The organism is Streptacidiphilus sp. EB103A (genome assembly GCF_041261405.1).
Taxonomy (GTDB): Bacteria; Actinomycetota; Actinomycetes; order Streptomycetales; family Streptomycetaceae; genus Streptacidiphilus.
In genome coordinates this window covers 55,042-81,847 of record NZ_JBGCAQ010000032.1, presented here as the reverse complement: position 1 = coordinate 81,847, position 26,806 = coordinate 55,042, and the positions used below count along the sequence as shown (strand labels likewise).

Below are 26,806 nucleotides of genomic sequence, written 5' to 3'. Positions count from 1 at the left end.
GCTACCCCTATTTACGATACGACCCCGTCTCGTATCGTAAAGATTGGGCAATGCCCCGCTCTTTGCGGGCAGACGGCGACGTGTCAGCATGGAGGGGAATCCGGGGACGCCCTCCGCGGCGCCACGAGACGACCAACAGGAGATCAGCCATGCAGCACGGTTCGCTCCCGCCTGCCCAGAAGTCCGCCCAGACCGGTGTCGACAAGCCCGCGTCCGACAAGGCGCCGCAGTCCCTCTACGGCGGTGTCACCTCCCGCCGCGTGACCGTCCGCGACCTCGCCGCCGCCAAGCAGCGCGGCGAGCGCTGGCCGATGCTCACCGCCTACGACGCTCCCACCGCCGCCGTCTTCGACGACGCGGGCATCCCGGTGCTGCTGATCGGGGACTCGGCGGGCAACTGTCACCTCGGCTACGAGAACACCGTGCCGGTCACCATGGACGAAATGGTGATGATGTCCGCCGCCGTGGTGCGCGGCACCAAGCGCGCCCTGATCGTCGCCGACCTGCCGTTCGGCTCCTACCAGGAGTCCCCCGCCCAGGCCCTGCGCAGCGCGGTCCGGCTGATGAAGGAGGCCGGAGTAGGCGCGGTCAAGCTGGAAGGCGGCGAGCGCTCCGCCGCCGCGACCGAACTGCTGGTGCAGGCCGGCGTCCCGGTGATGGCGCACATCGGCCTCACCCCGCAGTCGGTGCACGCCTTCGGCGGCTACCCGGTCCAGGGCCGCGGCGACGAGGCGGCCCACCAGCTGCTCCGCGACGCCAAGGCCGTCCAGGCCGCCGGCGCCTTCGCCGTCGTACTGGAGGCTGTCCCGGCCGAGCTCGCCGCCGAGGTCACCGCCTCGGTCCACATCCCCACCGTCGGCATCGGCGCCGGCCTCGGCTGCGACGCCCAGGTCCTGGTCTGGACCGACATGGCCGGGATGACCGGCGGCCGGGTGCCCAGGTTCGTCAAGCAGTACGCCGACCTCCGCGCCACCCTCGGCGACGCCGCCCGCGCCTTCTCGGCCGACGTCATCGGCGGCACCTTCCCGGCGGAGGAGCACACCTTCCACTGACGGACCGTCTGTTCCCAGGCGTCGTCCGGGTCCCCGCCGGGACCCGGACGAATCCCGGGCGACGGGCGGGGCGCAGGGATGAGAGGGTACGCGACATGGAACGACAGAGGATTTCTGCCATCGCGCACCGCGACCACCCGATAGCCGCCCCGCTGGACCCCGACTCGGCCGACCGGCTGGTCCGCTGGGGCCTGCCGGTCGGGGACGAGCGGGTGCTCGACCTCGGCTGCGGGCGCGGGGCCTGGCTGGAGTTGGCGGTCAACGGACGCCCCGACATACAGGCGGTCGGGGTGGACCTGGACGCCGAGGTGATCGAGGAGGCCCGCAAGGCACTCGCCGGGGAGAACGTCGAGCTGGAGGTCGGGGACGCCGCGGCGTTCACGTCGGAGGAACCGTTCGAACTGGTGCTGTGCATGGGCGCCACCCACGCCTTCGGCGGACTGCTGCCGACCCTGGAGGCCGCGCGCCGGCACCTGGCCCCCGGCGGGGCCGTGCTCGTCGGCGACGGCTACTGGGAGCGCGAACCCGGTCCGGCCGCCCTGGAGATCTTCGGCGACGGCAGCGGCACCGACCCCTACACCGACCTGGCGACCACCGTCGACCGCGTGGTGCAGGCTGGCTGGACCCCGGTCTTCGGCTACACCAGCACCGCCGCGGAGCTGGACGAGTACGAGTGGTGCTGGACCGGGACGCTGTCCGAGTGGGCCCTGGACAATCCCGAGGACCCCGACAGCCCGACGGCCCTGAAGGCGGCCCGGGTGCACCGCGAGGAGTGGCTGCACGGCTACCGGGGCACGTTCGGCTTCGTCTCCCTCCTGCTGCGCAGGACGGACGGCGGGGCCTGACGAACAGTTGATGGACGCCCTCAGCTGGAACGCACTGCCGAACACGGTCGTTCCAGTGGTTGACACCTGGGTGTCGCTTGTCGCGGGGGAGGCGAGGCGGCATGATCGGCACTCCCCCGCCCTTCGGAGCCACGCACTGATGACCTACACCGACGCCCGTCCCACACCCTCGACCGACCGGAAGATCAGCGTGATCTTCTGGGTGCTGGTCGCCGTTCTGGCCGCCTCCGGGTGGGCCCTCTGGAGCGGATGGGGCAACGCCAGGGTCGGCGTCTTCCTCTTCGTGGTGGCCGGCTGGCTGATCTCGCTCTGCCTCCATGAGTACGCACATGCGCGCATGGCACTGCACGGCGGCGACATCTCGGTGGGCACCAAGGGCTATCTCACCCTGAACCCACTGAAGTACACCCACCCGATCTACAGCTTCGTGATGCCGCTGATCTTCATCATCCTGGGCGGCATCGCACTGCCCGGCGGTGCGGTCTTCATCGAGCGCGGCCGGATCCAGGGGAAGTGGAAGCACAGCCTGATCTCGGCGGCCGGCCCCGCCGTCAACCTGGTCCTCGCCCTGGTGCTGCTGCTCCCGCTGAGCCAGGTCGGCGTCGACACCGCCCACCCGGCGTTCTTCTCGGCCCTCGGGTACCTGGCGATGCTGCAGCTGATGGCAGGCATCCTCAACCTGGTCCCGATGCCCGGGCTGGACGGCTACGGAATAATCGAGCCCTGGCTCTCCTACGAGAACCGGCGCGCGTTCGGCAACCTGGCCCCGTACGGGATGATGATCGTCTTCCTGCTGCTGTGGAACCCGACGGTCAACAACTGGTTCTTCAACGACGTGATCTTCCGGGTACTGGGCTGGTTCGGCGACAGCGCACTGTTCGCCTCGGTCGGCTCCGGGCTGTTCCACTTCTTCAACATCCACCTGGGCAGCCTCTTCGGGAGCTGACCACCGGTCGGCCCCGCCGGGCTCACATCCGGGCGCGCCGCAGCTGCACCCAGCCGACGTTGCTGGCGATCCCCGCCAGCAGCACCCAGACCAGCCCGATCCAGAAACCCGCGAGCACCGAGACCACGGCGGCGACCAGGGCCAGGGCGGCCAGGACGAAGGCAAGCAGGGCGAAGCGGGGCATCGGGGACTCCGGGGAGCGGGACAACGGAAAGGGCCGGACGAGGACCATTGTGTCCGACGCCCGGCCCGACCCCTCCCAAGGGGTCTCAAATATCGGTGACCCGCAGACCCGCGTGGGCCTTGTAGCGACGGTTCACCGAGATCAGGTTGGCGACCAGCGACTCCACCTGGTGCGCGTTGCGCAGCCGTCCCGCGAACACCCCGCGCATCCCCGGAACCCGGTTGGCCAGCGCCTGGACGGCGTCGGTCGCGGCCCGTTCCTCGCCCAGCACCAGCACGTCGATGTCGACCTCCTCCACCGCCTGGTCCAGCAGCAGCACCGCCGAGAGGTGGTGGAAGGCGGCCGTCACCCGCGAGTCCGGGAGCAGCGCGGCGGCCTGCTGGGCGGCGCTGCCCTCCTCGGGCTTGAGCGCGTAGGCGCCCTGCTTGTCGAAGCCCAGCGGGTTGACGCAGTCGACGACGATCTTCCCGGCCAGCTCAGCGCGCAGCGAGGCCAGCAGCTCCGCGTGGCCCTCCCAGGGCACGGCGACGATCACGATGTCGCTGGTCGCCGCCGTGGTCGCATTGTCCGCGCCCCGCACGCCATGGCCCAGCTCGTCGGCCTTCTCCTGGGCGCGCTCGGTGCTGCGGGAGCCGATCACCACCTGCTGGCCGGCCTTGGCGAGCCGGTAGGCCAGGCCACGGCCCTGCGGCCCGGTGCCGCCGAGTACGCCGACGACGAGGCCGGAGACGTCCGGCAGGTCGTAGGGGCTGCGGGCGGGGGCCGGAGCAGCGCCGGCTGTGGTCTCTTGAGGTGCAGTCATTCCCGAATACTCCCATCAGCGGCGCCGACTACGGCAGCATGAGGGGCATGGATGCGGCCAGGGTCACAGTGCTGCGGGAACTGCTCGCCGGATCGGGCTGGCTGGAGCGGACCCAGGGCTTCGCGGGCGCGCTGCGCGGCGCGGTCACCCGCCCCTCCGCCGCGCCCGGCGGGCTGCTGCTGGTCGGCGCCGACGCGGAGGAGCCCTGGCACCTCGCCGCGCACCTGGACGACGAGGCCGCCTGGAGCGGGCTCCCGGCACTCTCCCCCACCCTGCTGCGCCGGACCGTACCCCCCGGCGCACCCCCGCATCTCTCCGTCCCGCTGCGACGGCTGGAACAGGCCGGACGCGGCGAGACCGTCCTGGTCGTCGCACCCGGCGGGTCCGACGGCGGCCTGCTGGAACGGGTGCACGACGCACGACGCGGCGGCGCCACGATCCTGGCCCTGGAGGCCGACCTGGGCACGGCCCACGGCGAGCTGCGCGGGCTCGCCCATGAGGCGCTGACCGTCCCCGACGGCGCCGGGTCGCCGAACTTCGACATCGTCCAGCACCTCGTCAGCGCGGCCGCCGGCGAGCCGTCAGCCCCCGCACGGCGCGGCCGCCTGCTGCGCGGCGCCCTGGCTCGCGCGATGGACCGGCTGACAGCCACGCCGCCACCGATGCGCTGGTGAGGGCAGTAGCCACGACCGCACCTACCCCCTCCGCCCCCGCACCCCCGACGCGACCGCCACCGCACCTCCCGCCGCGGCGAGGGCGAGGGCGGCGAACAGGCGGGCGGAGGGGCCCAGCGGGGTGGTGGGGAGAAGGGCTGCGGCCAGGACCGCGGCGGTGCCGCCGTAGGCGGCGAGGAGGGTGACCGGGCGGCGGAGCAGGCGGAGGCCGGGCGGGCCGGCGGCCACGGCGTCGACCGCGAGGAGGTAGGTGAGCAGCAGGACCGCGTCCACTGCGGCGAGCCAGGCCGGGGGTGGGTCGGTCGCGGCGAGGACGATGCACAGCACCGCGAAGGCGGTGTTGCGGTGCCGGGCCAGCCGCGCGAACCAGCGATAGCCGGTGGCGACCGGACGTGCCGCCAGCGGGGCCGCCGCGTAGCAGGCCGCAGCCAGGGCGAAGAGCGGCACGACCAGGTCGGGCAGGGGCCGGCCGGCCCAGGCGGTGGGGTCGGTGACCAGCAACGCCAGTGCGCAGCCGAGGAGTTGTACCGGACGGTCCAGCGTGGGGGTGGTCAAGTAGCCCTCCCGGAGAGGCGGCTGCGCAGCAGCGGGGCGAGGGACAGGTCGAGGGTGTCGCCCAGCCAGGGGACGACCGGGATGCCCTTCTCGACCAGGCTGAAGCGGACCGCCTCGCGGTCCAGCCGCCACAGCCGCAGGGCGAGCTGCTCGACGGGGTCGTCTGCCGCGATCCTGGGGTCGCCGATCGGGATCTCCACCACCGCTATCGGGTTGCCGCGCTCGGCGAGGCCGCCCAGCACGTCCATGATCCGGTTGTCGGCCAGCGGTGTCACCGCGTACACCAGTGCGCCGTGCGGGAGCGCGGGCGGGGGGAGCCGGTTGAGGTCGGGCGTGTGGAACGAGAGATCCCGGCGGACGTCCAGGACGGTCTGCACGATGCGGTAGAAGTAGGCGTCGCCGGTGCCGGGTTGGAGCCAGTGGAGCTTGCCGCCGACCGAGACGATGCCGACCCGGTCGTGGCTGCGCAGATAGGTGCGGACCAGGCCGGCGGCGACCCGTAGCGACTCGTCCAGGCTGGAGGCTCCGGTGACCGGATCCGCGACGTCGCTGAAGGCGTCGAGCAGGATCACCGCGTCGGCGGTGCGCTCGGCCGCGAACTGGTTGATCTGGATGCTGCCGCGCCGGGTCGTGGACGGCCAGTGGATGCGGCGCTGGCGCTCGCCCCACACATGCGGCCGCACCCCGATGACCTCGATGCCCTCGCCGGACTGGCGGGCGGTGTGCTCGCCGAGCCGGTCCGGCAGCCGGACCGGGATGGGGGTGAGGCTGCCGTCCGCCGGCACCGGGAAGACCTCGATCTCGCCGAGGTCGACCCGGACGGTGGAGCGGGCCAGCCCGCCCGCGTCGTAGAGGTCGAGGTCGACCACGCCGAGCGACCAGCGACCCCAACGGGCCGCGGTGAAGCCCAGGGTGACGACGGGTCCGGTCACGTCCACGGAGAGCAGCTCGGAGCCCGGGCCCGGGGCGACGCCGGGATCGATCCACCCGGCGGTGCCGTCGAAGCCGACGGTGATCTTCGCGGTGACCGTCTCGCCCTCGAAGTAGCGGCGCGAGGCGACCTCCGCGCTGGCCCTGGCCCGGTCGGGACGGCCGCCGGCGCCGGCCAGGACCAGCAGGCAGGCGGGGCCGACGGCCAGCGCGAGCAGCCAGGGCTGCCCGCTGAGCACGGCGGCGGCCGCCGCCGCGGCGGCCACGGTGGCCAGCCGCAGAGCCCGCTCTGACGGGCGGGCGCCCTCCGGGCCGGGGGCGGGCGGCTCCGAGTCCGGGCGGTGGGTACCGTCGCCGCCGAGGGCGCGGCGCACCTCCGGCGGGAGCAGGGGCGGCGGCGCGGCCGGGTCGGCTGCGGCGCCGACGCCGGGGCCCGCCGCACGCCCCGCTCCGGCCCGGGCCGACCTGCGCCGGTCGCGCTCCCTGCGGTCCGTACGGTCCGGCTGCTGCCGCGGCATCCGACCCACCGTCATGCCTGGCGCGGGACGGACCGCGAGGCGGTCTGTGGAGCGGTCTGCGGTGCGGTTCCCGGGACGGTCCGCGGCGTGGTCCGCGGGGTGGGCACGGTCTCCGCCACCGCCGCGATGACGTCGTCCGCGCTGATCCGGCGCACCCACAGCTCGGGCTTGAGGCTGATCCGGTGCGCCAGCGCGGGCACCGCCACCGACTTGACGTCCTCCGGGGTGACGAAGTCCCGTCCGGACATCACGGCCCGGGCCCGGGCCAGCTGCACCAGCGCGAGGCCGCCCCGGGGCGAGGCGCCGACCTGGATCTGGGCGTGCTTACGGGTCGCGTCGATCAGCGCCACGATGTAGTCGACCAGGTCGTCGTCGATCTCGACCCGCTCCAGGCTGTCCCGCATCGCCAGCACCTCGGCCGGGTCGGTCAGCGGCTTGAGGACGGCCTCCGGGGCGGACCGGTCCAGCCGCGCCCGCAGCATCGCGGCCTCGTCGGCGACCGGCAGGTAGCCCATCCTGACCCGGAGCAGGAACCGGTCGAGCTGGGCCTCGGGAAGGGTGTAGGTGCCCTCGTACTCGATCGGGTTGTCGGTGGCGATCACGACGAAGGGCGACGGCAGCCGGCGGGTGGTGCCGTCCACCGAGACCTGCGCCTCGGCCATCGCCTCCAGCAGCGCCGCCTGGGTCTTCGGCGGGGTGCGGTTGATCTCGTCCGCGAGCAGCAGGTTGGTGAAGACCGGGCCGGGACGGAACACCATCTCGCCGGTGCGCTGGTCGTAGAACGGGGCACCGGAGACATCGGAGGGCAGCAGGTCGGGGGTGAACTGGATCCGGCTGAAGTCCAGGCCGAGCACGGTCGCGAAGGAGCGCGCCAGCAGGGTCTTGCCGAGACCGGGCAGATCCTCGATCAGCACGTGCCCGCCGGCCAGGACACCGAGCATGACCAGTTCCAGCGCCTGCCGCTTGCCGACGACGGCGCGTTCGATCTCGGTCAGCACCTCGTGCGCGCGGCTGCCCGCCTGCTGGGGCGTCAGGACCGGGGCGTCCTGCTGGCTCACGGTTGTCACGGCGCTCCTCATGTCCGGGACGGACGGTTCCGGGATGGACGGTTCTGGCAGGGGCGGTATCGACGAGGCTGACGGATCGGGCGTCACGTCACATCTTTTCCAGGCGTTCGACGAGGGCGGTCAGGACGGGTCCGCTGATGGGGTCGGGTGCGAGCCGGGGGTCGACCCGGCGGGGCGCGTTCCGGCGCTGCCGGCCCGACGGGTCGATCCAGGGCCAGAGCTCGGGGCCGACGATCGCGGCGGCCTGCCGGGGCTGGGTCTCCAGGGAGACCCCGTGCCGTTCGGCCAGGCGTACCGCGTAGAGCCGCTGCAGCAGCGGCCGCAGGTGCAGCTCGTATCCGCTCATGGAGTCGAGGGCGTCCTCGATCGCGGCGTCCCAGTAGCGCAGGGTCGGCTCGCGACTGCCGACCAGGTGGACCTTGCGGCGGTAGTCGCTGTCCATGGCCTGGGCGCCGTGGACGTAACGCACCGCCACCAGCCCGGCGACGACGAACACGGCGGCTCCGGTGGCGGCCCCCGGCAGGCCGCCGACCAGGGCCAGCGCCACCTCGGAGCAGAGCGCGGCGGCACCGAGCCAGAGGAGGGCCTCGGGGAGCACGCCGAGGCGCGGGACGGCTCGCGGGCTCATCGGGCCTCGGCCCCCTTCGACATCGGCACCGCCGCTGCCGCCGCTGCGGCCTCGGCCGCCTGGCGCGCAGCCCGCTCCGCGAGCAGAGCACTGATCTCGTCGAGCGCGGCCCGCGCCTTGCGCAGGTCGGACTCGGCCATCGGATGGGTGGAGTAGCGCGCCTCGCGGAACAGCCCGGCCAGCTGATGCGGCGCCAGTCCGGCCAGCAGACCCGCCTCGGAGGCCCGGCGCAGCAGGTCGGCCGGGCTGTCGGCGGCCTGGCGGCGCACCCCGCCGGCGATCAGGGACTCCTCCATCGCCGCATAGCAGGCGATCACCGCGGCCCGGACGTCCTCGCCCTGGAGCGCCGTCCGCCCAGCCCTGACGGCGTCGCCGAGCGCGGCACTGTCGTCGTCCTCCGGTTCGAGGGTCGACCGCAGCGGCGGCGGGAGCGTTCTGCGGGCCTGGAGCCAGCGGGAGACGAAGAGGGTCAGAACCACCCCGGCCGCGACGGCCAGCAGGCCGATCAGGACGATCAGCACCACACCCGCCGGAAAGGGATGAGAGGTGCTGTTCTTCACCGGCGGCAGGCTGATCTGCGGCCCCGGGCTGGCCGGCGGGCCCGAAGCCGGCGTGACCGGCGTCAGATCGGTCGGCGGCAGATCCGGCGGGCCGGTGTGGGTCAGCCCGAGCACGGCCACCCCGGCGGTGGTCGCCACCCCTATGATGCCGAGGGCGGCCACGGTCAGGCTCTGCAGCCGCTCCTCGCGCGGCGTCCCCAGCGGCCGTTCGCCCTGCCGGGCCTGGTACTGCGCGACGGCGTACCAGCCGGCGGCGAAGACCACCAGGGCGACCAGCAGCCACAGACCGTGCAGTACGCCGACGCCGCCCAGCGGGGCCGAGCCGCCGGCCCGCAGGCAGACTGCGGCCACAGCGGTGCCGACGACGACGCCGAGCAGCAGGAGCGGTCCGCGGGCACTGCGGCGGGAGTCGGCAGGGCCTGACCCGGAATCACCGTTCTGCCGCTCTCCCGCCTCTGACCTGTCCGCCACCCGTGTGCGCCCCCGCCGTGCCCGTACCGTCACCGGTACGGGAGGTGCGTACCCGTTCCGGTCTCGACGGCCACCCTGGCACGATCAGCGCCTCCGCGCCAAGAAGCTGTCCGGAATATCCGGAATGCCAGCCCTTTGCGGCTCTTGACCGCGCGATCACTGCCAGCGGGGGTCGTTGTCCCACTCCTCGTTGCGTTCCTTGGTCTTCTCCAGTGCCCGTGCGGCCTCCGCCTCGGTCGCATACGGCCCGAGCCGGGTGCGCGCGGGACAGACCATGCCCTGCTCAACGGTCTTGTGCTTGAGGCAGTAATACCAGCCCTCGGCCTTGTCGACAGCGTCAGCCATCACTCATCTCCCTGCGTTCGCGTCCGCCATCAGCATCCTGCCCACGTCTTCGCGCCGCACTCCGGGGGCTGCCGGGCACCCCATAGAATCGCCCGCATGTCTCCACTCGTTCCCGGCACCCTGTCGCCCACCCGAAGCGTCCCGGCGCACATCCCGCGTCCCGAGTACGTCGGCCGCAAGGGTCCCGCCCCGTACACCGGCCCGGAGGTGCAGTCCGCGGAGACGATCGAGAAGATGCGGATCGCGAGCCGGATCGCGGCCAGGGCCATGGACGCGGCGGCCGCCGCCATCGTGCCCGGGGTGACCACGGACGAGCTGGACCGGATCGCGCACGAGTACATGTGCGACCACGACGCCTACCCCTCGGACCTGGGCTACCGGGGCTTCCCCAAGTCCATCTGCACCTCGGTCAACGAGGTGATCTGCCACGGCATCCCGGACTCGACCGTGCTCCAGGACGGCGACATCGTCAATCTGGACGTCACCGCGTTCATTCACGGCGTGCACGGCGACCTCAACGCCACCTACCTGGTCGGCAATGTCGACGAGGAGTCAAAGCTCCTTGTCGAGCGCACCAGGGAGGCCACCCGGCGCGGCATCGCCGCGGTCAAGCCCGGCCGGCAGATCAATGTCATCGGACGGGTCATCGAGTCCTACGCCAAACGCTTCAACTACGGCGTGGTGCGGGACTTCACCGGCCACGGCATCAACACCTCGTTCCACTCCGGGCTGATCGTGCCGCACTACGACAGCCCGTACGCGACGACGGTGATCCAGGCGGGGATGACCTTCACCATCGAGCCGATGCTGACCCTGGGCACCTATCAGCACGACATCTGGCCGGACGGGTGGACGGTGGTCACCAAGGACCGCAGGCGCACTGCGCAGTTCGAGCACACGCTCGTAGTGACCGAGACCGGCAGTGAGGTTCTGACTCTGCCGTGACCCCGGGTTCTGTCGGTGTTTGACCGCGGACCGTAGCCAGCTTGTCGCGCAGTTCCCCGCGCCCCTGGGTAGTGCAACTTACCCTCAGCGGGTCAGTTGCAGCACCTAGGGGCGCGGGGCTGTGTTTTTTAACTGCGTGCGCGACCAACCAGGCAGACGCCGCAGCTAACCGATCAGCCAGTGCTCGCCCACCGCGACGGCGCCGACGGCCGTGCACGCGTCCGTGAGGACGTCCAGCACGCGCAGCGGGTCCGGGAGGGTCCGGTCCGGGTCGCGTACCCAGCTGACCGTCGAGCCGTCGGCGAGGCGGGACGGCGGGAGCAGGACGTAGCTGCCACGCGTGTGCCACCGCAGACCCGGATGCTCGGAGACGTCCTCGGGGCTGGTGTCCAGTTCGGAGGTCCACCATTCGTCCTCGTCCAGCGCGGAGCGGCTGGTGGTGAAGAAGAGGTAGCGGTCCTCGCCGATCGCGGCGACCGGCCCCACCGCCACGCCCAGGCTGTCCATCCGCTCCAGCGCCAGCCGCCCGGCCTCCGCCGGTACGTCCAGCACGTCGTGGGTGCGGCCGGTCGCGGTGACCGCGTTGGCGTCGGGGTCCCGGGTCAGCCAGCGGGTGACCTGCTCGGTGTCGGCGGACGCCTGCGACTGCCAGGCGAAGGAGAGCGGATGCTGCGCGGGGGCCGGACAGCCGACCCGGCCGCAGGAACATCGGTAGTCGACGGCGTGCGCGGCCGGGGCGACCGGGAAGCCCGCGCGGACGGCGCGCAGCAGTTGTTCCAGTCGGGACTCCAGGCGGGCGGCAGCCTCCGCGGCGCCGAGTGGACCGGTTTCGCGCGCGCCCAGGCCCGAGCGCCTGCGCCACCAGTTGGATCGCCTGCCCGCGGATTGCATCGAGCCCCTCTCGCCACCGTACGCACCCCAGGGTTACCGGAATGTGTACAGATGAGGATACGGGTGCGACAGGGGTGGTGTGTGCCAGGGGCCGGAAGTGAGAGGGTGTGGTCCATGCGCCGAGCCCGGGTCCAGTTCGTGGGAGGGCCGCTGGACGGAAGGGTCGCGGCGGTCCCGGTCAATCTGGCCGAAAGAGTACCCCCGGAGCACCGGACGACCCTGCCCGCCCGCGCGGGCGCACCCGTCCAGACCCTGGTCTACGTCCGGGAGCAGTTCCACGGGGCGGACGGCCGTCGGCAGTGGCGCTACACCTATGTCCGGGCCGAGGCCGGTGCGGCCGGCGCCGAGGGCGTCAGCTCGTCACCATCTGGGTGAGCTGGCTCGCCGAGGGCACCTGGTCGGTGACGCTGAGGCCGTTCTGCGAGGCGGTCTTCTTCACACCGTCGACGACGCTCTGGACCTGGTTGAAGTCCGCGTCGGTGGCGCTGCCGCCCTTGATCTTGCTCGGCAGGTTCTTGATGCTCTCGATGCTGGACGACAGCGCGTCGGTGGCCTTGGAGAGGGTGGGGTCGCCCTTGGCGTCGTTGAGCGCGGCCTTCAGCCGGTTGTAGGTGAAGGCGCCGGCCAGCCCGCCCTTGACCAGGGCCACCGTCCTGCCCTTGGCGCCGCTCTTGAAGGTGCCCGCCTTGAACGGCTTGTAGAGCCACTGGTACGCGGCCCCCGCGGCCAGGCTCGCGTTGGCCACGAACTTGGTCTTGGCGAACTTGACCCGGTCCGCGCTGCTGGTCGGCGTCGCATTGACCGCCGCGCCGACCGCGTTGACGGAGTTCTTGGTGCTGCCGCTGCTGGAGCAGGCGGGCAGCACCAGCAGGGACGCGGCCAGCGTCCCCGCCGCGAGCATGGTGCGAAAGCGGGCGTTCGTCGGCACGACGGGTCCTCCGGAAAGTGCGGCTGTCTCGGAACCCTCACGCTCACACGCGCCCCACCGCTCAGCGACCCGCTGCGGACCGAACGGGTGAGCGTCCCTGCTGCGGCTCCGACTCCGGCCACGACTGGGGGCGCTTCTGACTACGCCTCACGCTCAGGACCCGGGCGGCGCCGACGGGAGGTCGAGTACGACGGTCAGCCCGCCCCCGGGGGTGTCCTCCAGCCGGGCCGTCCCGCCGTTGGCGGTGACCAGTCGGTGCACGATGGCCAGGCCGAGACCGGAGCCCCTGGCTTCGGGGTTGCCGAAGCGCCGGAACGCCGCCGCCTGGGCGGCCTTGCTCATGCCCGGGCCGTCGTCGACCACCGACAGGCGCACGGCGTCACCGGCACGGCCGCCGTCCAGCCGTACCCGGCCGCCCTCGCGCGCGGCGTCCAGGGCGTTGGCGATCAGGTTGTCGAGCACCTGCTCCAGATCGTCCGGTCCCAGGAACGCCTCGACCCCGGGCTCGCAGCGGCAGCCCAGCGAGACCTGCCGTTCGGCGGCGACCGGCTCCCAGGCCGTCACCCGCTCGGCGACCACCGCGTCCACCGCCACCCGCACCGGGGCCGGCACGGCGCTCTCGGCCCTGGCCACCGCGAGCAGCCCGCCGACCAGCCTGGACAGGCGTGCGATCTCCTCCTGCGCGCCGGCCAGTTCCAGTGCCGCGTCCTGGTCGACGTCGCCGGCCAGCAGGTCGAGCCGCAGCCGCAGCGCGGTCAGGGGTGTCCGCAGCTGGTGCGAGACGTCCGCGATCACCGTGCGGTGACCGTGGACCAGGGTCTCGTTGCGTGCCGCCATGGTGTTGAACGTCGCCGCCAGCCGCCGCACCTCCGGGGGGCCGTCCCCCACCGGCGCACGCACCTGCAAGGTCCCCTCGCCCAGCTGTCGCGCCGCCCGGTCGACGGCGTGCAGCGGGCGGCTCACCCAGCGGGCCAGGGCCACCGAGACCGCGGCGCCGGCCAGCAGGGTGACGAGCCCGATCAACGCCAGCCAGCCCCAGACGGCCGCGATCCGGTTGTGCAGCGGGGCCGCGGAACGGGTCAGCACAGCCACCCCGACCGAGTCCTCGGTCTCCCCGATCGGGGTGGCCACGGTCAGCACCCCGCCGCTCTCCCGGAGGTGCGTCCGCGCGTCGCGCAGTGCCGCGACCGCCAGGGACCGGACGCCGCTCTCGGTCGCCGTGCCGCAGGAGGTACGGGCGATCACGGCGGCGGTGCTGTCGTAGACCGCGGCGCAGTCGCCCTCGGCCTGGGTGCGGTCCAGCAACGCCAGCATCGGGGCGTCGGACTTGTGGTCGTTCAGATGCTCCTCGGCGACCGAGGCGACAGTGCGCCCGGAGGCTTCGGCGTCGGCTCGGAACGAGGTCTGCTCGCGCGCGCCGAGCAGCCAGGCCAGCGGCACCACTGCCAGCGCCAGCATTACGGTGACCAGGGCGAGCACGCTCAGCGCGATGCGGCGGTCCATGGTGTCTCGGCCTCCAGCCCTCAGCCCGGTTCGCCGAGCCGGAAGCCCCGCCCGTAGACGGTCTCCACCAGCCCCGGCGCGCCGAGTTTGCGGCGCAGCGCCGCCATGTGGACGTCCAGGACCTTGCTGGGGCCGTACCAGTGGGCGTCCCAGGCCCGTTCCAGGATCTCCTGACGGGTCACCACCCGCCCGGGGTCCACCGCCAGGCACTCCAGGATGTCGAACTCCTTGGGCGTCAGCGCGATCTCGGCCCCGCCGACGGTGACCTTGCGGGTGCGCGGGTCCACCGCCAGCGGGCCGTGCCGCAACAGCTCCGGTACGGGCGGGCGGGTGCGGCGCAGCACGGCGCGGATCCGGGCCAGCAGCTCGGCCAGCCCGAACGGTTTGACCAGGTAGTCGTCCGCGCCCTGGTCCAGGGCCGAGACCCGGTCGCCCTCCTCTCCGCGGGCGGTGACCACGATGACGGCGACGTCGGAGCGCCCGCGCAGGGTCCGGCAGACCTCGACCCCGTCCAGGTCGGGCAGTCCCAGGTCCAGCAGCACGACATCGGGCGGAGGGTCGACCGCCAGGGCGGCCCTGCCGGTCCCGACGCAGCGAGCCGCGTACCCGGCCCGTTCCAGTCCCCGTACCAGCGAACGCGCGATCCCCTGGTCGTCCTCGACGACCAGGACCTGGATCGCGCCGATCGCCCCGACCGCCCCGTTTTCCCCGCCTGCCCCCTGCATGCCGTCAGCGTAGGTCACGGGCGCAAGGTCTGGTCCGGAGCCCGTCTGCCTGGTACGACTGCCGGATGAACCATTCCCCTGCCGCAGTACCCACCCAGCGCCGCTACGACGTGGTGGTGGTCGGGGGCGGCCACAACGGGCTGGTCGCCGCCGCCTATCTGGCCCGGGCCGGGCGCAGCGTGCTGTTGCTGGAGCGGCTGGGGCACACCGGCGGCGCGGCGGTGTCGGAGCGCGCCTTCACCGGGGTGGACGCCCGACTCTCGCGCTACTCCTACCTGGTGAGTCTGTTGCCCGAGCGGATCAGGACGGATCTGGGGCTGGGGGTGGAGCTGCGGCGGCGCAGGGTGTCCTCGTACACGCCGGTGCAGCGGGCCGGGCAGGCGACAGGTCTGCTGGTCGACAACGGGGATCAGGCCGCGACGGCGGAGGGGTTCCGGCGGCTCACCGGTTCGGAGCGGGAGTTCCAGGCCTGGCAGGAGTTCTACGGGCGGACCGGGGAGGTCGCGAAGGCGGTGTTCCCGACGCTGACCGGGCCGCTGCCGACCCGCGCGGAGCTCCGGAAGCGCATCGGCGACGACGCGGCCTGGGAGGCCCTGTTCGAGCGGCCGCTCGGGGAAACGGTGGAGACGTCCTTCGCCGACGACCTGGTCCGCGGGGTGGTGCTCACCGACGCCCTGATCGGGACCTTCACCCATGCCCACGACCCCTCGCTGCGGCAGAACCGCTGCTTCCTCTACCACGTGATCGGCAACGGCACGGGCGACTGGGACGTCCCGGTCGGCGGGATGGGTGCGGTCACCGACGCCCTGGCGTCCGCCGCCCGGCGGGCCGGGGCCGAGCTGCTGACGGACTGTGAGGTGACGGCTATTCGGACCGACGGCAACGAGGCCGAGGTGGTGTTCCGCCACGGCGGGGAGGAGCAGCGGGTCGACGCGTCACAGGTGCTGTGTAACGCCGCGCCGCGCGAGCTGGAACGGCTGCTGGGCGAACCGCCGTCGGGCCCCGACCCGGAGGGCTCGCAGCTGAAGGTCAACATGCTGCTGCGGCGCCTGCCCCGGCTGCGCGACCGGGACGTGGATCCGCGTGCCGCCTTCGCCGGGACCTTCCATGTGGCGGAGTCCTACCGGCAGTTGGCGGACGCCTACCGGGACGCCGAGGCGGGCTCGGTGCCGTCCGTGGCGCCGTCCGAGCTCTACTGCCACTCGCTGACCGACCCGTCCATCCTCGGCCCCGAGCTGCGCGAGCAGGGCTATCAGACGCTGACGCTGTTCGGACTGCACCTGCCGGCCCGGCTGTTCGCCGGCGCCGACCACGACACCGTCCGCGAGGCGGCGCTCACGGCGGTGCTGGCCCAGCTGGACGCGGTGCTGGACGAGCCGCTGGCCGACTGCCTGGCCGTGGACGCCGACGGCAGGCCCTGCCTGGAGGCACGCAGCCCGCTGGACCTGGAGCACGACCTCGGCCTGCCCGGCGGCAACATCTTCCACCGCGACCTGGCCTTCCCCTTCGCCGAGGACGAAGCCGGGGAGGGCACGTCCCCCGGCCGCTGGGGCGTCGCCACCGCGCACCCCAACATCCTGCTCTGCGGGGCGGGCGCGGTGCGCGGCGGCGGCGTCAGCGGCATCCCCGGGCACAACGCCGCGATGGCGGCGCTGGGTTGGTGAGCGCGGCGAAACCCACGCCGCCGAACTCACGCCGCCTGCGTTGAACCGGAACGGCCCGGAATTCGTTACCGGGACTTTCTTCAGCAGCGGTTGAACCGGCGCTGAACCACCTCCGTGTTGAGGGTGCGAGCGTCACGAAGACGCACAGATCAACCCAAACCACCTTCTCTCAGGGGGAATTCGCCATGTCCAGGATCACCATGTCCAGGCTCGCCGCCCGCCGTCTGCTCGTCGCCTCCGCACTCGCCGCCGTCGCCCTGGGCGCCAGCGCCTGCGACCCGGTCGGCACCCACAGCTCCGCCGCCGGCGCGGCCGCCACCTCGGCCGCCGCGACCCCTGCCGCCCCGGCCGCCCCGGCCGCTCCGGTCGGCCCGGTCAAGCTGGTCGCCGTCGACTCGGCGAACCTGGGGCCGATCGTCACCGACGCCGCCGGGCGCACGCTGTACCGCTTCGACAAGGACACCAACAACCCCTCCGCCACCAACTGCACCGGCGCCTGCGCGGTGAAGTGGCCGCCGGCGACGGTCCAGGACACGGTCCAGCTCAACGGCGTGGACCAGAGTCTGGTCGGCACGGTGACCCGCCCCGACGGGACCAGGCAGCTGACGCTGAACGGCTGGCCGCTGTACCGCTTCTCCGGGGACAGCGCGGCCGGCCAGACCAACGGCCAGGGCGTCGGCGGCACCTGGTTCGCCAGCACCCCGGTGGGCCACAAGGCGGGCGGCGGCGCGGCGGCGGCAGCGCCGAGCCAGTCGGCGAGCGGCGACTCCAACGGCTACTCCAGCGGCTACTGACGGCTGGTCAGCCCCCGTACCTGCCACCGCGTACCTGCCACCGCACCGGAACCGTGGCCCGGAACCGCCTTGCCCCGCCGGGAACCCCCGGCGAGACTGACGCGGTGACCCCGGGCCGCGATCACCGGACGTTCGGCGGCGCTGCGCTGCCGGTCGGCATCCTGCTGTGCCTGACCCTGGGAGCCGGCCTGCTCGCGCTGCGGCTCTGGCCGACCGGCACCGGCCCCTCGCAGTACGTCCGGATCGGCGCCGTCCCGGCCGGCTCCACGTCCGGCCGGACCGGACCGGACGCCTCCACCGGCTTCTGGACCGAGGACTGCGGACGCGATCTGGAAGGGCACCGCAACGCCGACAATGTGGTGATCTCGCCGGGCATCACCGGCGGCGCCCACCACGTCCACGACTACGTCGGCAATCTCTCCACCGACGCGCTGTCGACCGACACCAGTCTGGCCGCCGCCGGGACCACCTGCGCCGGCGGCGACCGCTCCACGTACTACTGGCCGGTGCTGCGCCGTACCGACCGGATCGTCAGCACCGACGCCGAGCACGGCAACCTCGGTGAGATCCTCACCCCGGACTCCGTGTCGATCGAGTTCCTCGGCAACGCCTGGAGCAAGGTCGTGCCGATGCCGCGGTTCCTGCGGCTGCTGGAGGGCGATCCCACGGCGGCCACCGACGGCGGCGCCGACGGCCATGCGCAGTGGGGCTGCAGCGACTCACCGGGCCGCGCCACCGTTCTCTACCCGCTCTGCCCGGCCGGGCAGTTGCTCACCCGCACGCTGTCCTTCCCCAGTTGCTGGGACGGCCGCAGCACCGACACCCCGGACCACCGGGGCCAGGCGGTGTTCCCCGGCTCCTCCGGCGCCTGCCCCCGGGACACCTTCCCGGTGCCGCGACTGCGGGTGACCGTCAGCTACCGTCCGCCGCCGGGAAGGGCGTTCGCCCTGGACGCCTTCCCCGAACAGAAGCACAGCCCGGTCACCGACCACGGTGTGTTCATCGACGTCATGACCGACCGTCAGATGGCGGCACTGACAGCCTGTCTGAACGAGGGCCAGAACTGCCGGGCCGGCGCTTGAACCGATCGGCCGCACCGTACGTGCCTGCTGTGACAGATCCCGGTGGAGGAGTGAGCGGATGGCGGGGACACGATTCGGCACCCGGCAGCGACAACAGGGCGCGGCCGACGAGGCGCTGATCCGGACGCTCTACGAGGAACACGGCGGAGCGCTGCTGGCCTATGCGATCCGGCTGACCGGGGACCGGGCGGCCGCGGAGGACGTAGTGCAGGAGACCCTGATCCGCGCCTGGCGGCATCCGGAGGTGCTGACCAACGCCCGTGGTTCGGTGCGGGGTTGGCTGCTGACGGTGGAGCGCAATCTGATCACCGACCGGTTCCGGGCCAGGGCCGCGCGTCCCGCCGAGGTCGCGGAGGTGTCCGAGGCGACGGCGACCGTACCGGTGCAGCGGGACCACGCGGACACGGTGGTGGAGTCGTTGGTGATGATGGAGGCGCTGGAGCAGCTCTCACCCGACCACCGGGCGGTGCTGCACTCGCTCTACTTCCAGGGGCAGTCGGTGGCCGAGGCCGCCGAGCTGCTGGGAGTTCCGGCCGGGACGGTCAAGTCCCGCGCACACTATGCGTTACGCGCGCTGAAACAGTCCTACACAGGCGGTCCGGCAACGGCGAAGGAGGTGGCGGCATGAACACGGAGCAGCACGACGACAGGCACGAGCGGTACGCGGGGCTCCTCGGCGCCCACGTCCTCGGCGTGCTGGGGCCGGAGGAGGCCGGGGCGGTGGAGCAGCACCTGCTGGACTGCGCGTCCTGCCGCCAGGAGGTCGGCGAACTGCGGGAGATGGAGCAGGCCTTGGGCGAGGTGCCGCCTGAACTCTTCATGGACGGACCGCCCCAGGGCGGCGACCTGCTGCTTCAGCGGACGCTGCGGCAGGCCCGCGGTGAACGCGGAGCGGAGCAGCGCAGGCGCTGGGCGACCGTGGGGGTCGCGGCGGCGGTGGCCGCTGCGGTGGTGCTGGGCGGCGGCGTCCTGGTCGGGCGCAGCACCGTGGCCCAGCAGTCCGTCGCGGTCGGCCCGGCCCCGTCCGTCTCGGTCTCCCCGCCCCCGGCCGGCACCAGGACCGGCTCGGTGACGGACCCGGCGACGGGTGCCCGGATGACGCTGACGCTGACCCCGGCCGCCGGCTGGGTCCGGCTGAGCGCCGCGGTCACCGGCATCCCCGCAGGCCAGCGCTGCCACCTGGTGGTGCACGGCAGGAGCGGGGCCAAGGTCGACGGCGGCAGCTGGCTGGTCTCCCCCATCGGCGCCAGGAACGGCACCACCCTCGAAGGCTCCGCCCTGGTCACCCCCTCCGACGTCACCTCGGTGTCGGTGGTGAACGAGTCCGGCCGGACCTTCGTGACCGTGCCGGTGTGATCGCCGCCCAGCCGCCTGAATCAGCCCGGCAGACACGGAACCAGGTCGGCCCGCGAGCCGGCCTGGTTCGGCGGTCAGTCCGTCGGTTTGCGGTAGCGGGCGCCGTGCAGGCGGGGTTCCAGGCCGATCCAGATCACCGACATCAGCCGGGCGGCGGTCTCCTCCGGCGGCTCGGGGCCGGTGTCGAGGACCCAGCCGGCCAGCGCGTCGGCGGCGCCGACGATCGCCTGGGCGACCGCGGCGGCCTCGCCGCGGTCGGGGCGCTCGTCGGGGCGCTGCGGCGGTACCGAGTCCAGCGCCGCCCTGCGGACCAGCGCGGTGACCGCGGCGGTGACCTGGCGGCGGGCCGCGGCGACCTCCTCGACCACCGGCTCGCCCTGGGCGCGGGCCTGCTGGTAGAGCACGATCCAGCTCTCGCGGTGCTCGGCGACGAAGCCGAAGAACGCGGTGAGCCCGCGCCGCAGCTGCTCCCCCGCCTCGAGTCCCGGCTCCGCCGCCTGGCCCACGGCCACGATCAGCCGGTCCGCCTCGCGCCGGATGCAGGCGGCGAAGAGCTCCTCCTTGGACCCGAGGTAGAGGTAGAGCATCGGCTTGGAGACCGCGCACTCCTCGGCGATCTCGTCCATCGAGGCGGCGTGGTAGCCGGAGCGTGAGAAGACGCGCACGGCGGCGTCCAGCATCTGCTGCTCGCGCTGGGCCCGCGGCACCCGCTTCGCCCTGGGCGCGGGCGCGGCTGCGGGCGCGCCGGTGGCACTCTTGGCAGCGGGGTGTGCATCCGATCGCATTGGCTGAGTCTATGGGTTCGCGGGGGAGCGGAATCGCTCACCGCAGGCATCGGATTTCGCCAAGCTGCTGACCCGATCCACCGGTCCGCCCTAGATTTGGGGCATCCGCGGCATTCGAAGCCGCCGGCAGGAGGAGGCCTCATGGCCACCGTCCAGCAGCCCGTGCCCGTCGGCGCCGTGCGACCCAATGACCACCTCTGTTTCGTCTTCGGCGACGAACGCGAACGCGCCGCGGTGACCACGGCCTTCGTCCGGGACGGCGTCCAGTGCCACGACAAGGTCATCTACATCGCCGAGGACGACGGCCCCGCCCCGGTCAGGGTGCGGGGGACGCTGACCGGCGCCGGCATCGACGTGGACGGCCTGGTGGCCAGCGGTCAGCTGCTGATCCTCCCGGCCGACCTGGTGTACATGATCGACGGCTACTTCGACATCGACCGCACCGTCGCCATGATGGACGGGCTGATCGAGCAGACCGCCGCCGAGGGCTACCGGCTGCTGCGGGTCACCGGCGAGACCGGCTGGGTGCCCAGGCACGGCATCGCCATGCAGCAGATCGTCGCCTACGAGCAGGCGGTCTCCCCGCTGGCGGTCGGCGGCAAGGTGCTGGCGCTGTGCCAGTACGACCACCGTGCCTTCGCAGCAGCGGACATGGCGGTCGTGGACGCGGCCCACAACGGCAGGGCCGCCGAGAACGCGCAGTTCGAGGACGGCGAGCTGGTCATCCGCCGCCGCGGCGGGGCGACGCCGGGGCTGGGGCTGAGCGGCGCGGTCGGCGACGGCGGTCACAGCCCGCTGGCCCAGGCGCTGAAGGCGGCCCTGGCCGACGGAGCCGACTTGGAGGAAGACCTCCATGTCGACATGTCGGGTCTGGACTTCATCGACCTGGAGGGCCTGCGGCTGCTGATGGCCACCCGGCAGGACCTCAGCGACGGCCGCTCGCTGCACCTGGAACGTCCGGCCGCCCATGTCCGACGGGTCATCAGGATGGCCGGCTGGGACACCGCCGACAGCTTCCGCTCCACCGCCCCGGACTTCCGGCACCAGGTCTGCGTCTACGGCTCCGACCAGGAGTTCCTGGCCATGGCGCTGCCCTTCGTCGAGGAGGGCTTCCGCAGGGGTGAGCCGGTGCTGGCCGCCACCACCTCCGCCAATCTGGAGCTGCTCAGCGAGGCCCTGGGCGACCGGGCCGACCGGCTGGACTTCGCCGAGACGGCATACTTCGGCCGCCGCCCGCCGCAGCGCGTGGCCGCGTTCGAGCGCTACTGGCGGCACACCGCCGCCCACGCGGGCGGCGCCGCGAACGGGACCGGCCCCCGCCATGTCCGGATCATCGCCGAACCGGTGTGGGCGGGCCGCTCCCGGGCCGAGGCCGCCGCCTGGAAGCAGATGGAGTCGCAGCTCAACGCACTGCTCACGGACACCAATATCTGGATGATCTGTCCCTACGACGCCCGGGTCGCCGGCCCCGACGTGCTGGCCGACGCGCTGCGCACCCATCCGCAGCGGATCGACGGCACCCGGATCACCGCCTCCGACGACTACTTGGAGCCGGTCCACTTCCGCGCGCAGAGCCCGGCCGCCGCACCGCTGGAGCCGCCACCGGCCCGCGCCGCCCGGCTGAGCTGGAGTTCGCCCGCCCCCAGCAGCGCCGAACTGCGCGGCTTCGTCGCCGACCACGCGACGAGCCTGGGCCTGGAGCGGGAGCGCGCCGAACTGCTGGTGCTGGCCGTCGCCGAGGTCGCCCGGCTGCTGGCCCACGCCGCGGCGGAGGCGGAGGGCTTCCCCTTCTCCAACGGATCGGTCGCGATCTGGTCCCAGGCGAGGACCGTCTCGGTGGAGCTGACCCAGCCGGGCCCCCGCCCCGCCGACACCGCCTTGGACGACCCCACTCTCGGCTACCGCCTCCCCCGCCCGGACGGCCCGCAGCCCGGCGAAGGGCTCTGGCTGGCCCGCCAGATCTGCGAGAGCGTCGAGGTCAGGACCTCGGACACCGGCTGCACCGTGCGCATGGAGCTGGCCGGGGCGCGGGCCGAGGAACTGCGCCAGCGTGAGGTGCCGTTCCCGTCCTGACCGCAGTGCACCGTGCTGCACCGTGATGTGCAGCACCCGGTACGACACTTGCGTCGTAGCTGTCGGCAGCGATTAATGAGCATTGCTAGTTTATGTCGGCAGTGCAGCCGTGCGACGGAAGGACCACCTGGTGCAGCAGCATGGAGATCAGTACATCGGCGGCGAGTGGGTCGTGTCCCTCGGGACGGACACCATCCCCGTACTGAACCCGGCGACCGAGGAGGTCATCGCTTCCGTCCCGGCCGGCACCGCCGAGGACGTGGACGCCGCCGTGAACGCCGCCCGGGCGGCGGCCCGCGCCTGGGGCGCGACCACTCCGGCCGAGCGGCTGGAGCCGCTGACCCGGCTGCGGGACGGCCTCGCGGCCCGCCAGCAGGAGATCGCCGCCACCGTGGTCGCCGAACTCGGCTGCCCCATCGGCTTCGCCACCACCGTCCAGGCCGCGCTCCCGCTCGGCGTCGCCAGCTCCTACCTGTCCATCCTCGCGGGGTACGAGTTCACCGAGCAGGTCGGCAACTCGACCGTCTACGCCGAGCCGGCCGGGGTCGTCGCCGCGATCACCCCGTGGAACTACCCGCTGCACCAGGTCGTCGCCAAGGTCGTCCCGGCCCTCGCCGCGGGCTGCACCGTCGTGCTGAAGCCGGCCGAGGACACCCCGCTGGTCGCCCGGCTGTTCGCCCGGATCGTGCACGAGGCCGGCTTCCCGGCCGGGGTGTTCAACCTGGTCACCGGCGTCGGCACGGTCGCCGGCGCGGCCCTGGCCGCACACCCGGAGATCGACCTGGTCTCCTTCACCGGCTCCACCGCCGTCGGCGCGAGGATCGCCGGGATCGCGGGCGGCGGCATCAAGCGGGTCGCCCTGGAGCTCGGCGGCAAGTCCGCCAACGTCGTCCTCCCCGGCGCCGACCTGGCCCGCGCCGTCAATGTCAACGTCGGCAACGTCTTCGCCAACTCCGGCCAGACCTGCACCGCCTGGACCCGGCTGCTGGTCCACCAGGACCAGTACGAGGAGGCCGTCGCGATCGCCGCCAAGGCCGCCGCCAAGTACGTCCCCGGCGACCCGACCTCCCCCGAGACCCGTCTCGGCCCGCTCGTCAACGCCAAGCAGCGGGACCGGGTCCGCGGCTACATCGAGACCGCGGTCGCCGAGGGCGCCCGGGTCGTCGCGGGCGGCCCCGAGGCCCCCGAGGGCCTGGCGACCGGCTTCTACGTCCGCCCGACCGTCCTCGCCGACGTCACCCCGGACGCCACCGTCGCCCAGGAGGAGATCTTCGGCCCGGTGCTGTCGATCCTGTCCTACCGCGACGAGGCCCACGCGTTGGAGATCGCCAACGGCACCGCCTACGGCCTCGCGGGCGGCGTCTGGGCCGCCGACAACGAGACCGCCGTCGCCTTCGCACGCGGGATGGACACCGGCCAGATCGACATCAACGGCGGCCGCTTCAACCCGCTCGCCCCGTTCGGCGGCTACAAGCAGTCCGGGGTGGGCCGCGAACTGGGCCGCCACGGCCTGGAGGAGTTCCTCCAGCCGAAGTCGCTGCAGTTCTGACCCGTACCCGTTTCACCCAGCTCCCCCGTCTCACCGAGAAAGGCCCGAGTCATGGTCCGCGCCGCCCTGCTCTCCTCCGTGGGAGCCCCGCTCGAACTCACCGAGATCGAGCTCCCCGAGCCCGGCCCCGGCAAGGTGCGGGTGAAGCTGGCCGCCGCCGGCGTCTGCCACTCCGACCTCTCGCTCAGCAACGGTGTGCTCAGGACCAAGACCCCGGTGGTCCTCGGCCACGAGGGTGCGGGCACGGTCGTCTCCGTCGGTGAGGGCGTGGACTCCGTCCGCCCCGGCGACCCGGTCGTCCTCAACTGGGCTCCCGCCTGCGGCACGTGCCACCTCTGCGCGATCGGCGAGCCCTGGCTCTGCGAGAACCAGTACGCCGCCTCGGTCGAGACCTACGCCGCCCTCACCGACGGCACCGGCCTCTACCCCGGCCTGGGCGTCGCCGCCTTCGCCGAGGAGACGATCGTCAACGAGAACGCGATCATCCCGCTGCCCGAAGGCGTCCCGCTGACCTCCGCGGCGCTGCTCGGCTGCGCCGTGCTCACCGGCTACGGTGCGGTCCACAACGCGGCGCGAGTACGCGTCGGCGAGTCCGTGGTCGTCTTCGGCCTCGGCGGCGTCGGTCTCGCCGTCCTCCAGGCGGCCCGGATCGCGGGCGCGTCCCCGATCATCGCGGTGGACGTCACCCCCGAGAAGGAGGAGCTGGCCCGGCTCCACGGCGCCACCGACTTCCTGCTCGCCGACGAACAGACCCCCAAGGCCGTGCGCGGGCTCACCGGCGGCAACGGCGCGGACCACGCCTTCGAGTGCGTGGGCCGCAGCACGACCATCCGCGCGGCCTGGTCCGCAACCCGCAAGGGCGGAAGGGTGACGGTCATCGGCATCGGCGGCAAGGACGATCTGGTCTCCTTCTCGGCCCTGGAGATCTTCCACTTCGCCCGCACCCTCACCTCCTGCGTCTACGGCAACAGCGACCCGGTCAAGGACATCCCCGTCCTCGCCGAACACGTCCGAGCCGGACGCCTCGACCTGGACGCCCTGATCACCGACCGCATCACTCTCGAAGAGATCCCGGCCGCCTTCGACCGCATGGCCGCGGGGCGCGGCGGCCGCTCCCTGGTCGTCTTTTAGGTTTTTAGGGGCGCGGGGAACTGCGCGAGCGACCCTCTACGGCGGTGCATGGTTGGCGGCGCAGTTCCCCGCGCCCCTGTTGTGGTTCGACTCTGCGGCACGTTCCTCGTTAAGGTGGTTTGTTCGCCCGTACTGCAAGTACCGCCCGCATGCCCGAGGACCGAGGAATTCACGTGAGCTCCGACCAGCCCGTCAGCGCGACCCAGGTCCTCCAGGAAGCCTCGCGGCGGCGAACCTTCGCCGTGATCAGTCACCCCGACGCCGGAAAGTCCACCCTCACCGAGGCCCTCGCCCTGCACGCGCAGGCGATCACCTCCGCCGGAGCCGTCCACGGCAAGGGCGGACGCAAGGGCGTCACCTCCGACTGGATGGAGCTGGAGAAGGAGCGCGGCATCTCGGTCACCTCCGCCGCGCTCCAGTTCGGGCACCGCGACCATGTGATGAACCTGGTCGACACCCCCGGCCACGCCGACTTCTCCGAGGACACCTACCGCGTCCTCTCCGCCGTCGACTGCGCGATCATGCTGGTGGACGCGGCCAAGGGCCTGGAGGAGCAGACCCGCAAGCTGTTCTCGGTCTGCCGCCACCGCGGCGTCCCGGTGATCACGTTCATCAACAAGTGGGACCGCCGCGGCCGCGAGGCCCTGGAGCTGCTGGACGACATCCAGAACATCCTGGACATCACCCCGGTGCCGGTGGTCTGGCCGGTCGGCGACGCCGGCAACCTGCGCGGGCTGGTCGAGGCGAGCAACCCGGAGCAGATGCGCCGCTTCACCCGCGTCCCCGGCGGCACCCACAAGGCCGAGGAGGAGAAGCTGACAGCTGATCAGGCCGTCGAGCAGGAGGGCGAGGTCTGGCAGACCGCCCTGGAGGAGATGGAACTCGTCCTCTCCTCGGGTCCCGGCTGGGACGAGGAGGCGTTCCGCGCCGGAAAGATCACCCCGGTGTTCTTCGGCGCGGCCCTCACCAACATCGGCGTCGGACTGCTCCTCGACGCCGTGGTCGACCTGGCCCCCGCCCCGGGCCCGCGCCCGCTGGCGACCACCGGCACGCGCCCGGTGGAGTCCGACTTCTCCGGCCTGGTCTTCAAGATCCAGGCGAACATGGACCCGGCCCACCGCGACCGCATCGCCTTCGTCCGGGTCTGCTCCGGGGTGTTCGAGCGTGGCATGTCCGTCACCCGGGCCGCCAGCGGCCGCTCCTTCGCCACCAAGTACGCCCACACCGTCTTCGGCGCGGAGCGCACCGTCGTCGACACGTCCTACCCCGGCGACGTGGTCGGCCTGATCAACGCGACGGCGCTGCGCGTCGGCGACACCCTCTACACGGGCAAGAAGGCCGAGTTCCCGCCGCTCCCCGCATTCGCCCCCGAGCACTTCGCCGTGGCGCGGCCCAAGGACATCAGCCGCTCCAAGCAGTTCCGCAAGGGCATCTCGCAGCTGGACGAGGAAGGCGTGGTGCAGGTCCTGGTCTCCGACCGCCGGGGCGACCAGGCCCCGGTCCTCGCCGCCGTCGGCCCGATGCAGTTCGACGTCGTGCTGCACCGGATGGAGCACGAGTTCTCGTCCCCCATCGCCCTGGACTACCTGCCCTACAACATCGCCCGGGTCACCGACGCCGAGGGCGCCGCCGTCCTCGGCCGCAGCCGCCTGGTCACCGGCGAGGCCCTGACCCGCCGCTCGGACGACGTACTACTGGCGCTCTTCGGCGACAAGTGGCAGATGAACAGCTTCGTCCGCAGCAACCCGGACGTAAAACTGGAAACCCTCATCGCCACCGCCGACTAGCCCCCCGGCACCGACC

28 protein-coding genes are annotated in these 26,806 nt (G+C 72.7%); 15 read left to right on the top strand and 13 right to left on the bottom strand.

All coding sequences use genetic code 11. The annotated features are described in order from the left end of the window. The first annotated feature begins 149 nt into the window (after window positions 1-149). The 3 genes from panB to ABH941_RS38020 all read left to right on the top strand — a co-directional run bounded on the left by panB (window position 150) and on the right by ABH941_RS38020 (window position 2,843). On the top strand, window positions 150-1,052 hold the full coding sequence (gene panB, locus ABH941_RS38030) for a 3-methyl-2-oxobutanoate hydroxymethyltransferase (protein ID WP_370135580.1): 903 nt from the start codon (window positions 150-152) through the stop codon (window positions 1,050-1,052). Between the two features lie 95 nt (window positions 1,053-1,147). After that, window positions 1,148-1,897, top strand: a complete 750-nt coding sequence (locus ABH941_RS38025; protein WP_370135577.1) for a trans-aconitate 2-methyltransferase — start codon at window positions 1,148-1,150, stop codon at window positions 1,895-1,897. Between the two features lie 139 nt (window positions 1,898-2,036). Next, on the top strand, window positions 2,037-2,843 hold the full coding sequence (locus tag ABH941_RS38020; protein WP_370135574.1) for a site-2 protease family protein: 807 nt from the start codon (window positions 2,037-2,039) through the stop codon (window positions 2,841-2,843). A 22-nt stretch (window positions 2,844-2,865) separates the two neighbouring features. Here ABH941_RS38020 and ABH941_RS38015 read toward each other — a convergent pair whose 3' ends face one another. Further along, entirely contained in the window at window positions 2,866-3,027 is a 162-nt protein-coding gene (locus ABH941_RS38015; protein WP_198037329.1) for a hypothetical protein, read from the bottom strand. A gap of 85 nt (window positions 3,028-3,112) precedes the next feature. Continuing rightward, entirely contained in the window at window positions 3,113-3,829 is a 717-nt protein-coding gene (npdG, locus tag ABH941_RS38010) for an NADPH-dependent F420 reductase (RefSeq protein WP_370135572.1), read from the bottom strand. 47 nt (window positions 3,830-3,876) lie between these two features. Here npdG and ABH941_RS38005 point away from each other — a divergent pair, with 47 nt between their 5' ends. Next, window positions 3,877-4,503 (top strand): hypothetical protein, encoded by a 627-nt coding sequence (locus ABH941_RS38005; protein WP_370135569.1) that lies wholly within the window; start codon window positions 3,877-3,879, stop codon window positions 4,501-4,503. A 21-nt stretch (window positions 4,504-4,524) separates the two neighbouring features. Here the strand turns inward: ABH941_RS38005 and ABH941_RS38000 are convergent, their stop codons facing one another. The 6 genes from ABH941_RS38000 to ABH941_RS37975 form a co-directional block, all read right to left on the bottom strand. After that, on the bottom strand, window positions 4,525-5,058 hold the full coding sequence (locus tag ABH941_RS38000) for a hypothetical protein (RefSeq protein ID WP_370135566.1): 534 nt from the start codon (window positions 5,056-5,058) through the stop codon (window positions 4,525-4,527). Then, window positions 5,055-6,506 carry a DUF58 domain-containing protein gene (locus ABH941_RS37995; protein WP_370135561.1) on the bottom strand — a complete coding sequence of 484 codons (1,452 nt, stop codon included), beginning with the start codon at window positions 6,504-6,506 and terminating at the stop codon, window positions 5,055-5,057. Before ABH941_RS37995 ends, ABH941_RS38000 begins: the two co-directional genes overlap by 4 nt. 11 nt (window positions 6,507-6,517) lie before the next feature. After that, window positions 6,518-7,573, bottom strand: a complete 1,056-nt coding sequence (locus tag ABH941_RS37990; protein ID WP_370135557.1) for an AAA family ATPase — start codon at window positions 7,571-7,573, stop codon at window positions 6,518-6,520. An 88-nt stretch (window positions 7,574-7,661) separates the two neighbouring features. Next, the gene (locus ABH941_RS37985) at window positions 7,662-8,201 is read right to left on the bottom strand and encodes a hypothetical protein (protein WP_370135554.1); all 540 of its coding nucleotides are present in this window, start codon (window positions 8,199-8,201) and stop codon (window positions 7,662-7,664) included. Continuing rightward, window positions 8,198-9,232, bottom strand: coding sequence for a DUF4129 domain-containing protein (locus ABH941_RS37980; protein WP_370135552.1), 1,035 nt, complete (start codon window positions 9,230-9,232; stop codon window positions 8,198-8,200). The genes ABH941_RS37985 and ABH941_RS37980 overlap by 4 nt, the downstream gene beginning before the upstream one ends. 156 nt (window positions 9,233-9,388) lie before the next feature. After that, window positions 9,389-9,577 (bottom strand): hypothetical protein, encoded by a 189-nt coding sequence (locus ABH941_RS37975; protein WP_370135549.1) that lies wholly within the window; start codon window positions 9,575-9,577, stop codon window positions 9,389-9,391. Window positions 9,578-9,673: 96 nt separating this feature from the next. Here ABH941_RS37975 and map point away from each other — a divergent pair, with 96 nt between their 5' ends. Next, on the top strand, window positions 9,674-10,522 hold the full coding sequence (gene map, locus ABH941_RS37970) for a type I methionyl aminopeptidase (protein WP_370135547.1): 849 nt from the start codon (window positions 9,674-9,676) through the stop codon (window positions 10,520-10,522). A gap of 165 nt (window positions 10,523-10,687) precedes the next feature. Here the strand turns inward: map and ABH941_RS37965 are convergent, their stop codons facing one another. Beyond that, complete coding sequence (locus ABH941_RS37965; RefSeq protein WP_370135544.1) at window positions 10,688-11,413, bottom strand: bifunctional DNA primase/polymerase; 726 nt, start codon at window positions 11,411-11,413, stop codon at window positions 10,688-10,690. Window positions 11,414-11,527: 114 nt separating this feature from the next. Between ABH941_RS37965 and ABH941_RS37960 the strand changes: the two genes are divergently transcribed. Further along, a complete protein-coding gene (locus ABH941_RS37960; RefSeq protein ID WP_134010073.1) occupies window positions 11,528-11,788 on the top strand; it encodes a hypothetical protein in 261 nt (86 codons plus the stop codon). Here the strand turns inward: ABH941_RS37960 and ABH941_RS37955 are convergent. The 3 genes from ABH941_RS37955 to ABH941_RS37945 all read right to left on the bottom strand — a co-directional run bounded on the left by ABH941_RS37955 (window position 11,766) and on the right by ABH941_RS37945 (window position 14,587). Beyond that, window positions 11,766-12,341, bottom strand: a complete 576-nt coding sequence (locus ABH941_RS37955) for a hypothetical protein (RefSeq protein WP_370135540.1) — start codon at window positions 12,339-12,341, stop codon at window positions 11,766-11,768. The genes ABH941_RS37960 and ABH941_RS37955 overlap by 23 nt on opposite strands. Before the next feature lie 153 nt (window positions 12,342-12,494). Then, window positions 12,495-13,844, bottom strand: a complete 1,350-nt coding sequence (locus tag ABH941_RS37950; RefSeq protein WP_370135538.1) for an ATP-binding protein — start codon at window positions 13,842-13,844, stop codon at window positions 12,495-12,497. A 20-nt stretch (window positions 13,845-13,864) separates the two neighbouring features. Next, the gene (locus ABH941_RS37945) at window positions 13,865-14,587 is read right to left on the bottom strand and encodes a response regulator transcription factor (RefSeq protein WP_370135535.1); all 723 of its coding nucleotides are present in this window, start codon (window positions 14,585-14,587) and stop codon (window positions 13,865-13,867) included. Window positions 14,588-14,634: 47 nt separating this feature from the next. Here ABH941_RS37945 and ABH941_RS37940 point away from each other — a divergent pair, with 47 nt between their 5' ends. From ABH941_RS37940 to ABH941_RS37920, 5 genes are all read left to right on the top strand, one after another. Beyond that, on the top strand, window positions 14,635-16,233 hold the full coding sequence (locus tag ABH941_RS37940; RefSeq protein WP_370135534.1) for a phytoene desaturase family protein: 1,599 nt from the start codon (window positions 14,635-14,637) through the stop codon (window positions 16,231-16,233). A gap of 185 nt (window positions 16,234-16,418) precedes the next feature. Next, window positions 16,419-17,027, top strand: a complete 609-nt coding sequence (locus ABH941_RS37935) for a hypothetical protein (RefSeq protein ID WP_370135533.1) — start codon at window positions 16,419-16,421, stop codon at window positions 17,025-17,027. A 104-nt stretch (window positions 17,028-17,131) separates the two neighbouring features. Further along, the gene (locus tag ABH941_RS37930) at window positions 17,132-18,109 is read left to right on the top strand and encodes a DUF1996 domain-containing protein (protein ID WP_370135530.1); all 978 of its coding nucleotides are present in this window, start codon (window positions 17,132-17,134) and stop codon (window positions 18,107-18,109) included. Between the two features lie 58 nt (window positions 18,110-18,167). Beyond that, window positions 18,168-18,737 (top strand): sigma-70 family RNA polymerase sigma factor, encoded by a 570-nt coding sequence (locus ABH941_RS37925; RefSeq protein ID WP_370135528.1) that lies wholly within the window; start codon window positions 18,168-18,170, stop codon window positions 18,735-18,737. Continuing rightward, window positions 18,734-19,465: an anti-sigma factor gene (locus ABH941_RS37920; protein ID WP_370135526.1), complete on the top strand. Its 732-nt coding sequence runs from the start codon at window positions 18,734-18,736 to the stop codon at window positions 19,463-19,465. The genes ABH941_RS37925 and ABH941_RS37920 overlap by 4 nt, the downstream gene beginning before the upstream one ends. A gap of 74 nt (window positions 19,466-19,539) precedes the next feature. On the opposite strand, the gene ABH941_RS37915 is transcribed toward ABH941_RS37920, so the two are convergent. Further along, a complete protein-coding gene (locus ABH941_RS37915; RefSeq protein ID WP_370135522.1) occupies window positions 19,540-20,250 on the bottom strand; it encodes a TetR/AcrR family transcriptional regulator in 711 nt (236 codons plus the stop codon). A 141-nt stretch (window positions 20,251-20,391) separates the two neighbouring features. On the opposite strand from ABH941_RS37915, the gene ABH941_RS37910 reads away from it, so the two are divergent. The 4 genes from ABH941_RS37910 (at window position 20,392) to ABH941_RS37895 (ending at window position 26,790) form a co-directional block, all read left to right on the top strand. Continuing rightward, a complete protein-coding gene (locus ABH941_RS37910) occupies window positions 20,392-22,323 on the top strand; it encodes an anti-sigma factor RsbA family regulatory protein (RefSeq protein WP_370135519.1) in 1,932 nt (643 codons plus the stop codon). A 130-nt stretch (window positions 22,324-22,453) separates the two neighbouring features. Continuing rightward, window positions 22,454-23,872 (top strand): aldehyde dehydrogenase family protein, encoded by a 1,419-nt coding sequence (locus tag ABH941_RS37905; protein WP_370135517.1) that lies wholly within the window; start codon window positions 22,454-22,456, stop codon window positions 23,870-23,872. Window positions 23,873-23,923: 51 nt separating this feature from the next. Next, the gene (locus ABH941_RS37900; RefSeq protein ID WP_370135514.1) at window positions 23,924-25,003 is read left to right on the top strand and encodes a Zn-dependent alcohol dehydrogenase; all 1,080 of its coding nucleotides are present in this window, start codon (window positions 23,924-23,926) and stop codon (window positions 25,001-25,003) included. Between the two features lie 173 nt (window positions 25,004-25,176). Further along, window positions 25,177-26,790, top strand: a complete 1,614-nt coding sequence (locus ABH941_RS37895; protein WP_370135511.1) for a peptide chain release factor 3 — start codon at window positions 25,177-25,179, stop codon at window positions 26,788-26,790. The last annotated feature ends 16 nt before the right edge of the window (window positions 26,791-26,806 follow it).